This window comes from Streptomyces sp. x-80 (assembly GCF_046549095.1).
Classification (GTDB): domain Bacteria; phylum Actinomycetota; class Actinomycetes; order Streptomycetales; family Streptomycetaceae; genus Streptomyces; species Streptomyces celluloflavus.
Map to the genome: position 1 here is coordinate 38,492 of NZ_JAJPWM010000009.1, position 12,249 is coordinate 50,740.

The following is a 12,249-nucleotide window of genomic DNA, read 5'->3' on the forward strand; positions in this document are numbered from 1 at the left end:
CACACCTCGCGGGCCACCGCGAGGCAGACCGCAGGACAGCTGCCCGGACGACCACCGGGCGGACCGCAGGACGCCACCTACCGGGGGAGACCGGATATGCCGAGCACCGACGCCACCGCCCGTAACGCCAGCGGCGACAGCACCACCAGAGACCGCGCCACCGCCCGTACCGCCCGCCGCCGTACGCTGCGGATCGCCGCCGCCGGACTGACCGCCGTCGCCGCGCTCTCCCTCACCGCCTGCGGCAGCCAGGAAGACGCGCTCAAGACCGCCGCCGCCAAGCCGTTCAACCCGGCGTCGCAGGACGCCGCGGCCCCCGGCGGCGACACGGGCCAGGACGCCCCCGGCCGTGACGCGTACCAGGGCGGGGCGCCGGGAGCGCGGAACAACGGCGGTGCCGCCGGCCGGGGCGCCGCGGAGCAGGGCGCACACGCCGCCGTCGCGGCGGAGAAGATGTCGGTGGGCAACGGCGGCAACGCCGCCAGGACGGGCGGCATCATCCGGCACACCGACCCCGTCGACGCGGGTTCCGGCACCCGGCACACCGCCTGCGACGCCGCGAAGATCCGCTTCGTGGTGCAGCCGCTCACCCGGCCGGTCAACCACCTGCTGCTGACGGCCACCAACACCTCCGGTGCGGTCTGCGACCTCTACGAGGCCCCCTACCTGCGGTTCGACGAAGCCCAGTCCCCGGTGCCCAACCTCCCCGCCACCAGGCCGCAGGCCGTGGTCACCCTCGCCCCCGGCGAGTCCGGCTACGCCGCCGTGATGACCTCCTCCGCCGACGGCGCGGGCCGCAACGGCAACAAGATGACCTCGCTCTCCGTCAGCCTCCCCGGCCGCGACGGGAAGGGCAGCATCGGCGGCTCGGCGGACGTGGCGCTGCCCGGCGGCTCGGCGTACCTCGACGACAGCGCGTGGGTGACCTACTGGCAGGCCGACCCGGCCGACGCCATCGCGTGGTAGACCACCGCCCGGCGATCCGCATCACCCACCCCGCACCCCCTGAACCAGGGCGCCCGCTTTCCCCCGGCGGGCGCCCTTCGCCGTGCGTGGCGGGATGCCGGTGCGTACGAGAGGGCTGGCTACGCGCAGGAAGGCCGGAGCGGCCGCCGCGCCCCGGCCCTCGGTACGGATCGAACCGGCCCCAACGCCACGGACGGCCATCGATATCGTGTCGGTGCCCTGTCACCTACGGGCCTACGGAGGCACGTACAGCGGCACGTTCAGAGGCACCACCGCGGAAACCCGCCCACGGGTCGCCGATGCGCGTCGCCACCGATCCGCACCTGCCCGATCGCAGCTGATCGCCACCACTCCACGGGGGAACCACCGATGACCGCACGCCGCACCCGCCGCCGCTCCGCCGCCTACGTCGCACTGACGATCGGGCTCTCCGGCACACTCGCGCTGACGGGCTGCTCCGGCAACGCCAAGAAGTCGAGGTCGAAGTCGAAGAAGCCGACGTCGTCGTCCGCGGCGTCCTCGGCCGCTTCGTCGCCCAAGAGCGAGAGGCGCGGGGGCATCGGTGGCGGCGCGGGTGTGGGGGCGGGTGCGGGCGCCGCGTCCAGGGCGGCCGGTACGTGCATTCCCACCGCCGACAGCCTGCGGTTCTTCCACAAGCCGTCGCCGTCGCACGTGGTGGTGGAGTTCACCAACCGCTCCGGCGCCCCCTGCAAGCTCTACGACGCTCCGGCGCTGCGTTTCGGCGCCGCCAAGGAGCCGCTCGGCTTCCTGGAGGGCGGGCCGTCGATGCTGGGGCACTCGGTCGCGCTCCGCCCGCGCGGCCACGCCTGGGCGAGCATCCCCACCACCACCGCGGCCACCCAGGGGACCAAGCAGACCTTCGCCACCGTCGAGTTCCCCGGCAACGGCCTGCGCGGGGCGCACCGAGGCCCGGCGCGGGTCGACTTCCCGGGCGGCCCGGTCTCCGTCGGCCCGGCGGCGAAGGTCACCGACTGGCAGGTCAGCCTCACCAAGGCCGAGCTGAAGTCCGGTTCGGCGAGCTGACGTCCGGTTCGGCGAGCCGGACCGGCGGTGGGGCCCGGCTCGTCGGCGGGGCCCCGCTCGCCTACTCGGCGTCCAGCCCCGCCAGAACGAGCCCCAGCCGCGCCACGCCGCCCTCGACGATCCGGACCGGGACGCCCCAGTCCTGCTGGTGCACATGGCAGGCGGGGTACTCGACGGCCGGATCGTCGTCGCAGGACGCGGCCATCGCGGAGACATGCAGTACGCCCTCGGTCACCCCGTCCGCGAGCACCAGATCCCGTGCGAGGTCGGTGCCCGCGCCCGCGCCGTCGGCCAGCAGCTCCGGCGGCGTCGCGCTGATCAGCAGCCGCGTCGAGGGACCGTACCGGGTGTCGAGCTTCTGCCCGGCGGGGGCCTGGAAGACCACGTCCAGCCGCAGCGCACCGTGGGCGACCTCGGTGGCCGCGCGCTGCGTGCGGTGCGCCACCGACTCGACGCGGACGGCCTCCTCGGGCAGCCGCAGCCGGGTCAGCCGGTGCCGCGCCGACTCCACCACCACGATGTCGTCGTCGACGAGCACCGCGGCCGAGGGCTCCCGCAGATCGGTGGCCAGCGTCGTCACCTCGCCGGTCGCCGGGTCGAAGCGGCGCAGCGCGTGGTTGTACGTATCGGCGATCGCCACCGAGCCGTCGGGCAGCGCGGTCACCCCGAGCGGGTGCTGCAACAGTGCCTGACCGGCGGCGCCGTCCCGGTGCCCGAAGTCGAACAGCCCGGTGCCGACCGCCGTACGGACGACATGGCCACCGCCGCCGCCCTCTCCGCCACCGTCGGCAGCGCCCGCCGGGTCCGTGTCCCGCTCCACCCACCGCACCGCGCTGGTCTCGGAGTCGGCGACCCAGAGCCGGTCGCCGGCCGCCGCGAGCCCGGACGGCTGGGCGAACCACGCCTCGGCGGCCGGGCCGTCCACCAGCCCCTCGTTGGTCGTACCGGCCGCGACCGCGACCGTGCCGGACGCCGGGTCGTACGTCCACAGCTGGTGCACTCCGGCCATCGCGATCCACAGCCGGTCCTGCCACCAGGCGATATCCCACGGCGAGGAGAGCGCCACCTCACGGGCCGGTCCCGAGGTGGGCGAGCCCTGCCACCACTGCTTGCCGGTACCGGCCACCGTCTCCAGCGTGCCGTCCGCGGGGTCGAACACCCGGATCGCGTGGTTGACGGTGTCCGCGACGGCGACCTTGCCCCCGGGCAGCAGCGCCAGGCCCTGCGGTTCGTTGAAGGAGTCCGCGTCCAGCCCGCGCTCGCCGGTCCCGATCCGGCGCAACACCCGCTCTCCGTCCGCCGCCAGCTCCACGAGCTGGTGCCGGGTGGTGTCCGAGACCAGGAACGTGCCGGCCGGCAGCCGCACCGCTTTCCCGGGGAAGCGCAGATCGGTGGCGACCGGCTCCGGCGGTACGTACGGGCCGTCGCCACGCCGCAGCGTCCCCTTCGCGGTGTGCTCGGCCACCAGTTCCTCGACGAGCGTGCCGATGGCGTGCGCATGTCCCTCACCTGCGTGCTGGGCGACGACATAGCCCTCGGGGTCGATCACCACGAGCGTCGGCCAGGCCCGCACTGCGTACTGCTTCCAGGTGACCAGCTCCGGGTCGTCCAGCACCGGGTGCTCGACGCCGTAGCGCTCGACGGCGTCCACGACCGCCTGGTGGTCGGCCTCGTGCACGAACTTGGGCGAGTGCACCCCGATGATCACGACGGTGTCGCGGTGCCGCTCCTCCAGCTCCCGCAGCTCGTCCAGGACGTGCAGGCAGTTCACACAGCAGAAGGTCCAGAAATCGAGAACGACGATGCGTCCCCGCAGGTCGGAGAGGGTCAGATCGTTACCGCCGGTGTTCAGCCAGCCGCCCTTGCCGACCAGCTCGGGGGCCCTGACGCGCGCACGTGAAGCCATGTGGATATTCAACGTCACCCCGGTGCCCGCGCATTCCACCGGGGCGGCGGGGAACACGTGACCCATGAAATATCTCGTACGCGACCGGATCTTCGGCATCGGTGACGACTACTGGATCGAGGACGAACACGGCCGCCACGTTTTCCTGGTGGACGGGAAGGCGCTGCGGCTGCGCGAGACCTTCGAGCTGAAGGACCTTCAGCGGCGGGTGCTGATCGTCATCCGGAAGAAGATGCTCAGCCTGCGCGATGCGATGACCATCGAGCGGGACGACCGGCCGCTGGCCACGGTCCGGCGCAAGCGGCTCTCGCTGCTGCGCCATCACTACCGCGTCGAGATGGTGGACGGTACGGAACTGGATGTCAGCGGGAAGATCCTGGACCGCGAGTTCGCGGTCGAGTACGACGGTGAGCTGCTCGCCGACATCTCGCGGCGCTGGCTGACCCTGCGCGACACCTATGCGGTCAATGTCGTACGGGAGGACGCGGATCCGCCGCTGCTGATCGCCATCGCGGTGTGTGTGATCCGGCTGGCGGAGCGGGAGCGCGGGGACGGCTGAACGGCGGGACGGGCTGAGCGGACCGGACGCGGGAGGGCCGAGAGGGCCCAGAGGGCAAGACGGAGCGCGGAGGAGGGCGCGGCCGGGGGCGCGGGCAGGGCGGCCGGGAGCGGCGATCGTCGCCCGGCTCCGTCAAGGCCGCGGCAAATCCGGGGTAAAGGGGCGCGCACGATATCACCGACCGCGCTTCCGGACCCGTCCGCAGTCGAACATCGGCCTACGATGGTGCCCCGAAAGCACTGCCGGGGTGCCCGTGCGCAGCGTAACTTGACTGCACAGACAGCAGCCCGCGTACGAACAGTCCGAGGGGTCACGTGACCGTCCATCCCAGCCTCCAGCCCTCCATCGACGCCTGGACGCATTCCATAGAGGCCATAGTCGAGCTGGTGAAGCCGCTCGTCGAAAGCGAGTGGAGCGTGGCGACGGACCTCCCTGGGTGGTCCGTGCGCGATGTCGTCTCGCACATCATCGGCGTGGAGTGCGAGATGCTGGGCGACCCGCGGCCGATCCACACGCTGCCGCGCGACCTCTACCACGTCCGCAGCGAGTTCGCCCGCCGCATGGAGGTGCAGGTGGATGTCCGCCGGCACCACACCGCGCTGGAGATGGTCAGCGAGCTCGAATACACCGTCATCCGCCGCTCCCGGCAGCTGCGCAACGAGACCCGCAAGCCGGATGCCGAGATGCGCAGCCCGCTCGGCGAGAACCGCACGCTGGAGTTCGTCTTGCGGCAGCGGGCGTTCGACGTCTGGGTGCATGAGCAGGACCTGCGCCGGGTGCTCGGCAAGCCCGGCAACCTCGACTCCCCCGGCGCGTATGTGACGCGCGATCTGCTGGTGAACGCGCTGCCCGTTGTCGTCGCCAAGAGGGCGAAGGCGCCCGCCGACTCGGCCGTGGTCTTCGATGTCAGCGGGCCGATGGAGTTCCTGCGCACGGTCCGGACCAACGCGGAGGGCAGGGCCACGGTCGACGGCAGTGTCTCGCTTGGCCCGACCGTGACGTTCGCGCTGGACTGGGACACCTTCGTCCAGCTGGCCTGCGGCCGGGTCCGTCCGGCCGCCGTCGCCGAACGCGTCAAGGTCGACGGCGACCCGGAGCTGGCCGCGGCGATCCTGGACCAGCTCGCGGTCACGCCGTAGCGGAGGCCCCGAGGCCGGTCCGGGAACGGGCTCCGCGGCGGGAACCGGCAGGGCGGGCCCGGCGTCTGACGAGGGGCACTCGGTCAACGTTGGTCATGGAGGGGGCCATGAACGCGAAGGACGGCACACCCCGGGACGGCAACGGCCCGACGATCGGCTCGGTCGGGAACCACATCTCGAACGGTCACCAGGGGCCCGTCATCCAGGCCGGATCCATCGTCGGCGACGTCTCGTACTCCCTGGCCTCGGAACCCTCGCCGATCGACCGTGCGGCCACCGCCCTGGCGGACGTGGTGTACGGCCAGTGGCGCGAAGAGACCCGCAAACGCGGACTGCATCTGCCGGACCCGCTGCCCGTCGGCTGGACGACCGGTGCGGCGTTACCGGTTTCACGTGAAACAGACCCTGCCGCCGCGGTTTCACGTGAAACAGACCCCGCCGCCGACCCGCTCGACCGGCTGGTCGCCGCCTTCCGGGCGTCGGAGCACCGGCGGATGGTGCTCCTGGGCGAACCGGGCTCCGGCAAGACGACGCTGGCGATCCGGCTCGTGCTGGCGATGGCGAACGAGCCGCAGCCCGCAGCGGTCCCGGTGCTGCTCCCGCTCGCTTCCTGGTATCCGAAGCAGGAGAAGCTCCGGGACTGGACGATACGGCGGATCGGCGAGGACTACGGCTCCGTCCTCACCGGCGAGGTGACGGCGCGGCAACTGGTCGACGCGGGGCGGGTGTTGCCCGTACTGGACGGTCTGGACGAAATCGGCGCGGACCACCGCGCGACCGCTCTCCCGGAGATCGACAGCGCCTTCGACAGCGGGGACCCGGTCATCCTGACCTGCCGCACCCGAGAGTTCCGGGACGTGGCCGCCCGGGGCTCCGGTGTGACGCGGGCCGTGGTGGTGGAGGCCCAGCCGGTGTCGCTGTCCGCCGTCACCGACTTCCTGCGCAAGGCCGACAACGGGGAGCACCCCGACCGGTGGGGCCCGGCCCTGGCGGAGCTGGCCCAACGCCCCGGGATGGAAGCGGTGGTGAGCAGCCCGCTGATGGTCACCCTGCTCCGGGCCCAGTACGCCCGCACCGGCGCCGCGCTCGACCCCCTGCTCGACCCCGACGCCTTCCCGGATGCCACGCACGTGGAGGGGCATCTGCTGGACGGCGTGGTGCCCGCGGCCTTCAAGGACGAACCCGCACCGTCCACGGACCCGGAGAGCCGCGACCGACCGGCGCACCGCTGGCCGGCGGATTCCGCGCGGCGGTGGCTGACGGAGCTGGCACGCCGCGCCGACGGCGACGACCTGGCCTGGTGGCGCCTTCCGGAGAGCATGCTCGGCCGGCACTCCGGGTTCTTCGGCACCGTGGCGGGTACGGTCTGGTACGCGGCGGCCCTCCTCTTCGCGTGGCGCGCCGTACCGGAGACCCTCGGGCCGTGGCTGTATGTGGGGCTGGGGGTGGCTGCCGTCGTCGTCGGCTTCCTGTTCGTCTTCCCGGTCACCGATGAGTACCTGATGACGCCGGTGTGGCAGGCGATCGAGCAGGAGCGCGGGCGGCTGAGACAGGCCCGCCGGTATCTCACGAAGCTCGGCCGCAATCTGCTGGCGGCGCTGGCGGTCGTCGGGCTGCTGCTCGGCCTGGTCTCCCTGGCGGTCCTCGGGATCAATCTCGTGAACCTGAACGCATCGACCTGCCATGTGGTGGTCGACGGCCACTGCTACCAGCTGGTCCTGGACGACCCGAGCAGCAACAACGCCACCGACCAGTACAAGATGGTCGAGGTCAAGCGGTCGGAACTGCCCGAGTACCGGCCGCTCTCCCCCGCCCCTGTCGCCGCCCGGACACCCGCGCTGCTGATCACCGCCGCCGTCCTCGCCGTCGTCGTCTTCGGCTACGGACTGCTGTCCGCACCGCCGCGACAGGACAAGGCCGCGTCCCCCCGCACCGTTCTCACCGGCGCCCGAAGACGGGCGGTCAGCGCCACACTGATCACCGTGGCCGGCTGTCTGCTCGCCTATTCCGCGCTGCGTGTCTTCATCGACGTCACACCCCCCGTGCTCGCGCTGCTCGTCCTCGCCGGGGTGACGGCCGTCCTGTGGATTCTCGCCCGGTCGGCCTGGGCGCAGTACGAGCTGACCCGCTGTCTGCTCGCCCTGCGCGGCCGGCTGCCCTGGCGGCTGATGACGTTCTGCGAGGAGGCGCACCAGCGGGGCGTACTGCGGCAGGCCGGTTCGGTCTACCAGTTCCGGCACGGCCGGCTGCGGGAGCGGCTCGCCCCGCCGGAGCGCGACCGGACCGGCGCGGCCCTGCCGGAAGGGACCCTGCCGGAAGGGACCCTGCCGGATGAGAGTCCGTCGGAGGAGAGCCCGTCGGACGCGCCCGCACCGGACACCGCCACGTCCGACGGGGAATCGCCAGGCGGGAGCACACCGGCCGAGGCCGCCCCGGGCGACGCGGACGCCCCGGAGAACGGCTCCGCCGCGCGCCACCCGAATACCCCGGCCCCGGACGGGAACCCCTCACCCCGTGCCACGGACGGGCACCACCGCCCGGACGCCTCAGGCGGGGACGTGGACGGCCTCCACCCGGCTCACGACTAGCCGTTCCCGCTCCCGCCGCACCGCGCGCCGCCGCAACCGCAGGATCTGCGAGACGCCGAGGGCCTCCAGGACGAAGACCGAGGCGAAGGCGATCCGGTAGTTGTTGCCGGTCGCGTCCAGCAGGACGCCGACCGCGAGCAGGGTCGTCATCGAGGCGGTGAAGCCGCCCATGTTGACGATGCCGGAGGCGGTGCCCTGGCGCTCCGGCGGGTTGGCCGGCCGGGCGAAGTCGAAGCCGATCATCGAGGCGGGGCCGCAGGCGCCCAGCACCACGCAGAGCACGATCAGCAGTGCCATGGGCGCGTGGTCGCCCGGCCAGACCAGGGTGAGGGCCCACAGCACGGCGGTGACGGCGACGGTGCCCAGCGCCAGCGGTGTACGGGCCGCGTGGTGCCGGGCGATGATCTGGCCGTAGACCAGGCCGACGGCCATGTTGGCGAGCACGACCAGGGTGAGCAGTTCACCGGCGGTGGCGCGGGACAGCCCCTGCGCCTCGACGAGGAACGGCAGGCCCCACAGCAGCAGGAAGACCATCGCGGGGAACTGGGTGGTGAAGTGCACCCACATGCCCAGCCGGGTGCCGGGCTCGCGCCAGGCGTCCGTGATCTGGCGGCGGATGAACGTGGCGCCGGAGTGCTCGGCGGGCGCGGGCGGCGGTTCGTGGCCCTCGGGGTGGTCCGTGAGGAAGAGCAGCAGCACGATGAGGACGACGACGCCGCCGACCGCGCTGACGGCGAAGGTCTGGGTCCAGCCGAAGCTGTGCAGCAGCCGGGCGAGGACGAGCGTGGAGATCAGATTGCCCGCCATCCCGACGAGCGCGGCGATCTGGGCGATCAGCGGGCCGCGGCGGGCCGGAAACCACCGGGAGCCCAGCCGCAGCACGCTGATGAAGGTCATCGCGTCACCGCAGCCGAGCAGCGCGCGCGAACCGAGCGCCAGACCGTACGACTCGGAGAGCGCGAAGCCGAACTGGCCGACGGTGTAGAGCACGACGCCGAAGGTCAGTACCTTCTTGGCGCCGAGCCGGTCGACCATCAGGCCGACGGGTATCTGCATGCCCGCGTAGACCAGCAGCTGGAGTATGGAGAAGGTGGAGAGCGCCGAGGCGTTGATGTGGAAGCGGTCGGCGGCGTCCAGACCAGCCACGCCCAGGCTCGTACGGTAGGTGATCGCGACGAAGTAGACCGCGACGCCGATGCCCCAGACGGCTATCGCCCGGCCGCCGCCGGGCGGGTCCGAGGGCAGCAGCCGTGCGGCACCGCCCCCGGCGCCGGTACTGCCGCTCATCGGGCGTCCCCCTGCGCGAGACTGCGGACCCAGCTGACGTGCCGGTGCACGGCGTCGGTGGCCGCCTCCGGGTCGCCGGCCCGCAGGGCGTCCAGGATCTCGCCGTGCTCGGCGATGTTCTTGGCGATCCGGTCGGGGTGCGCGTGCATCACCGCGACGCCCATCCGCAGCTGCCGGTCCCGCAGCTGCTCGTAGAGCCGGTCCAGGATCTGGTTGCCCGCACTGCGCACGATGGCGGCGTGGAAGGCGCGGTCGGTGGCCGAGACGGCGGCCAGATCGCCGGCCGCGACCTGCTCCTTCATCGTCGCGAGCAGCTCGCCCAGCTCGCTGAGCAGCGCCGGTGGCGCGGGTACCGCCTTGGCCGCCGCATGCTTCTCGACCAGCAGCCGGGTCTCCACGACATCGGCGATCTCCTGCGCGGAGACCGGCAGCACCAGGGCGCCCTTCTTCGGGTAGAGCCTGATCAGCCCCTCGACCTCCAGCCGCAGCAGCGCCTCGCGCACCGGCGTCCGCGAGACGCCCACGGCCTCGGCCAGCTCCCCTTCGGTGAGCAGCATCCCGCCCTCGTAGCGGCGCTCCAGGACGGCGTCCTTGATGTGCGTGTAGACCCGCTCGGCGGCGGGCGGCTGCTTCACGGCCGGTCTGGCGGGCGGCTTGGCGGCCCGGTCCGTGGACCGGTCGGCGGATGAGTCGGCGGAACCGGATCGCCGGGCGGGGACGGTGGTCGCGGACGGAGCTGCGGATGCCATGCACACAGGATAGATACAACAGATATGCATACGAATCCCGTGTCCGCGATACGGACACCGGCGGAGGTGTTTGTGCTGGTAAGGCGCCTTTTACCCCGGCCGGGGAGCCCGACGGCCGACCGTCCCGCCGGGCTCCCCGGCCGTTCGCTCAGCCCGCCATCCGGCCGTCGGCCACCAGCCGCGCCACGACCTGGCGGAACGCCGGGGCGCACCGGTCCGTATCGTCCGGCCCCAGCCACGCGAACTCGGCGATCTCCCGGCCCGGCACCGGCTCGAACGTCTCGGGTCCGCCCGTGAAACAGGTCATGTGCAACCGTCGGCCGCCCCTGCCGTGCGCGACATCGTGGACGTCGAAGGCGACGGTCAGCTCGTCCGCGGCCACCACCACGCCCACCTCCTCGGCGAGCTCCCGGGCCAGCGCCTCGGCCGCGGTCTCACCCGGCTCGTACTTCCCGCCCGGCAGGTAGAACGTGTCGTTCCCCGCCGTCCGCACGCTCAGCAGCAGCCCGTCGCGCAGATGGAGCCAGGACACCGACTTCAGCGGCGCCGCGCGCTCCATGGTGACCACCTCGTGCCCCGTCTCCTCGTCCGTCCCCCGGCCGGACTCGGTGAAGCCCGCCCGCGCGTAGAAGCGGCGGGACCGCTCGTTACCGGCGAAGACCTCCAAGGTCAGCGCACCGCGCAGCGCCGCGGCGTGCTCCAGCAGAGCCCGTCCGGCGCCGTTGCCCTGGGCCTCCGGCGCCACGAAGAGCCCGCCGATCTCCGCCGGCCCGGCTCCGTCCCCCGGCAGCAGGCCGAGCAGCCCGATGACGGTGCCGTTGCGCTCGGCGACCCAGTTCTCGGCCTGGACGAGGTACACCTCGCGCAGCACCTGGGCCCGCTCGCCCTCCCCTTCCCCCACTATGAAGGGGTGCGCCTGCTTGGAGGCCCTGGACCACAGGTCGGTCACGGCATCTGCGTCGGTCGGCCGGTAACGCCGGATGATGGTGTCGGTGCTCATTTCACCGACCGTAAACAGCGCCCCCGACAAGGGCAAACGGCTTTCCGCCCCGCCTACCGGCCCCCGTCTGTCGGCCCCCCTTTGCCGGCCCTCCTCTGCCGTAAGAAGTACGCCGGGTACGACCAAAGGCGGACGGAAATCCGCCGAGAGACCGTACCTGACGCGTACGGATCGGCCCGGACCTCATGACTGAATGGAGATACGGAGCCGGGGAGGCTCCGCCACTCAAGGGGGAGAGAGCCATGCAGCCCAGGACGAACGCCGGACGCCGCACCCGGAACACCGTCGTGGCAGCACTGATCGTCGCCGCCGTCTGGGCAGGCGCCGCACTCACCCGCGGCGCCACGAACCCCGACCCCTACACCCCGACCGGCCCCCTGGCCCACTTCAGCCGCGCCGTGGACCTCATCCTCGACTGAGCGTCAACACCCGCCGAAACGCGGCCCATTGCGCGGGGGCGAATCTGAGTATCGGGCCGTCCGAATCTTTGGAGTCCCGGACAGCGATGACGCCGGGTATGTTCACGGCGACCTCGACACAGTCCATCCCCTCGGCGCTGTGACTGGACTTCCGGAACTCGAACACGTCACAGGCCCTTCCGAATGCTGTCCACGAGGATGGCGGAATCGCTGGCCGCCAGGCTGACCTTGGCTATGCGATCGAAGCGCGTACTGTGCTGCGCGCTCTCCTCCGCACTCTCCACCCACACGGTCCCACCGACCGTGTCCATGTACACGACGTCAGCGGCCTCGACCTCGGCGAACGAGACGATGTTGAACGGACCGGTCAGACATGGGTGTGCGCCTACGTGGAAGGGCAGCACCTGCAACCGTCAGCACCCGTCGAAACGCGGCCCATTGCGCGGGCTCGAACCGCAGCACCGGACCGCCCGGGTCTTTGGAGTCCCGGACGGCGATGACGCCGGGTATGTTCACGGCGACCTCGACGCATTCCTGGCCCGCGTTGCCGCCGCTGTAACTGGACTTGACGAAGACAAACTCGGCCACAGGC

The 12,249-nt window shown here is 72.1% G+C and carries 13 protein-coding genes; 6 read left to right on the forward strand and 7 right to left on the reverse strand.

Translation table 11 applies throughout. The features are described from left to right. Positions 1–96: 96 nt before the first annotated feature. Both ACLJWH_RS19490 and ACLJWH_RS19495 read left to right on the forward strand, forming a co-directional pair. Positions 97–966: a DUF4232 domain-containing protein gene (locus ACLJWH_RS19490; RefSeq protein WP_411142998.1), complete on the forward strand. Its 870-nt coding sequence runs from the start codon at positions 97–99 to the stop codon at positions 964–966. Positions 967–1,335: 369 nt separating this feature from the next. Beyond that, complete coding sequence (locus tag ACLJWH_RS19495; protein ID WP_411142999.1) at positions 1,336–2,010, forward strand: DUF4232 domain-containing protein; 675 nt, start codon at positions 1,336–1,338, stop codon at positions 2,008–2,010. A 61-nt stretch (positions 2,011–2,071) separates the two neighbouring features. On the opposite strand, the gene ACLJWH_RS19500 is transcribed toward ACLJWH_RS19495, so the two are convergent. Then, the gene (locus tag ACLJWH_RS19500; RefSeq protein WP_411143000.1) at positions 2,072–3,916 is read right to left on the reverse strand and encodes an NHL domain-containing thioredoxin family protein; all 1,845 of its coding nucleotides are present in this window, start codon (positions 3,914–3,916) and stop codon (positions 2,072–2,074) included. A gap of 64 nt (positions 3,917–3,980) precedes the next feature. Here ACLJWH_RS19500 and ACLJWH_RS19505 point away from each other — a divergent pair, with 64 nt between their 5' ends. From ACLJWH_RS19505 to ACLJWH_RS19515, 3 genes are all read left to right on the forward strand, one after another. Then, complete coding sequence (locus ACLJWH_RS19505) at positions 3,981–4,475, forward strand: LURP-one-related/scramblase family protein (RefSeq protein ID WP_411143001.1); 495 nt, start codon at positions 3,981–3,983, stop codon at positions 4,473–4,475. A 314-nt stretch (positions 4,476–4,789) separates the two neighbouring features. Beyond that, positions 4,790–5,614, forward strand: a complete 825-nt coding sequence (locus tag ACLJWH_RS19510) for a maleylpyruvate isomerase family mycothiol-dependent enzyme (protein ID WP_411143002.1) — start codon at positions 4,790–4,792, stop codon at positions 5,612–5,614. A 107-nt stretch (positions 5,615–5,721) separates the two neighbouring features. Further along, the gene (locus ACLJWH_RS19515; protein ID WP_411143003.1) at positions 5,722–8,202 is read left to right on the forward strand and encodes an NACHT domain-containing protein; all 2,481 of its coding nucleotides are present in this window, start codon (positions 5,722–5,724) and stop codon (positions 8,200–8,202) included. On the opposite strand, the gene ACLJWH_RS19520 is transcribed toward ACLJWH_RS19515, so the two are convergent. From ACLJWH_RS19520 to ACLJWH_RS19530, 3 genes are all read right to left on the reverse strand, one after another. Next, on the reverse strand, positions 8,161–9,489 hold the full coding sequence (locus tag ACLJWH_RS19520) for an MFS transporter (protein WP_411143004.1): 1,329 nt from the start codon (positions 9,487–9,489) through the stop codon (positions 8,161–8,163). The two genes, ACLJWH_RS19515 and ACLJWH_RS19520, sit on opposite strands and share 42 nt — an antisense overlap. After that, entirely contained in the window at positions 9,486–10,238 is a 753-nt protein-coding gene (locus tag ACLJWH_RS19525; protein ID WP_411143005.1) for a GntR family transcriptional regulator, read from the reverse strand. Before ACLJWH_RS19525 ends, ACLJWH_RS19520 begins: the two co-directional genes overlap by 4 nt. Positions 10,239–10,386: 148 nt before the next feature. Next, on the reverse strand, positions 10,387–11,238 hold the full coding sequence (locus ACLJWH_RS19530; protein ID WP_411143006.1) for a GNAT family N-acetyltransferase: 852 nt from the start codon (positions 11,236–11,238) through the stop codon (positions 10,387–10,389). Between the two features lie 242 nt (positions 11,239–11,480). Between ACLJWH_RS19530 and ACLJWH_RS19535 the strand changes: the two genes are divergently transcribed. After that, a complete protein-coding gene (locus tag ACLJWH_RS19535) occupies positions 11,481–11,657 on the forward strand; it encodes a hypothetical protein (RefSeq protein WP_411143007.1) in 177 nt (58 codons plus the stop codon). Here the strand turns inward: ACLJWH_RS19535 and ACLJWH_RS19540 are convergent. The 3 genes from ACLJWH_RS19540 to ACLJWH_RS19550 are packed head-to-tail and all read right to left on the reverse strand — an operon-like array spanning position 11,644 to position 12,245. Beyond that, complete coding sequence (locus ACLJWH_RS19540) at positions 11,644–11,823, reverse strand: DUF397 domain-containing protein (RefSeq protein ID WP_411143008.1); 180 nt, start codon at positions 11,821–11,823, stop codon at positions 11,644–11,646. The two genes, ACLJWH_RS19535 and ACLJWH_RS19540, sit on opposite strands and share 14 nt — an antisense overlap. Position 11,824: 1 nt before the next feature. Next, complete coding sequence (locus tag ACLJWH_RS19545) at positions 11,825–12,061, reverse strand: Scr1 family TA system antitoxin-like transcriptional regulator (protein ID WP_411143009.1); 237 nt, start codon at positions 12,059–12,061, stop codon at positions 11,825–11,827. Further along, complete coding sequence (locus tag ACLJWH_RS19550) at positions 11,979–12,245, reverse strand: DUF397 domain-containing protein (RefSeq protein WP_411143010.1); 267 nt, start codon at positions 12,243–12,245, stop codon at positions 11,979–11,981. The genes ACLJWH_RS19545 and ACLJWH_RS19550 overlap by 83 nt, the downstream gene beginning before the upstream one ends. Positions 12,246–12,249: the final 4 nt, after the last annotated feature.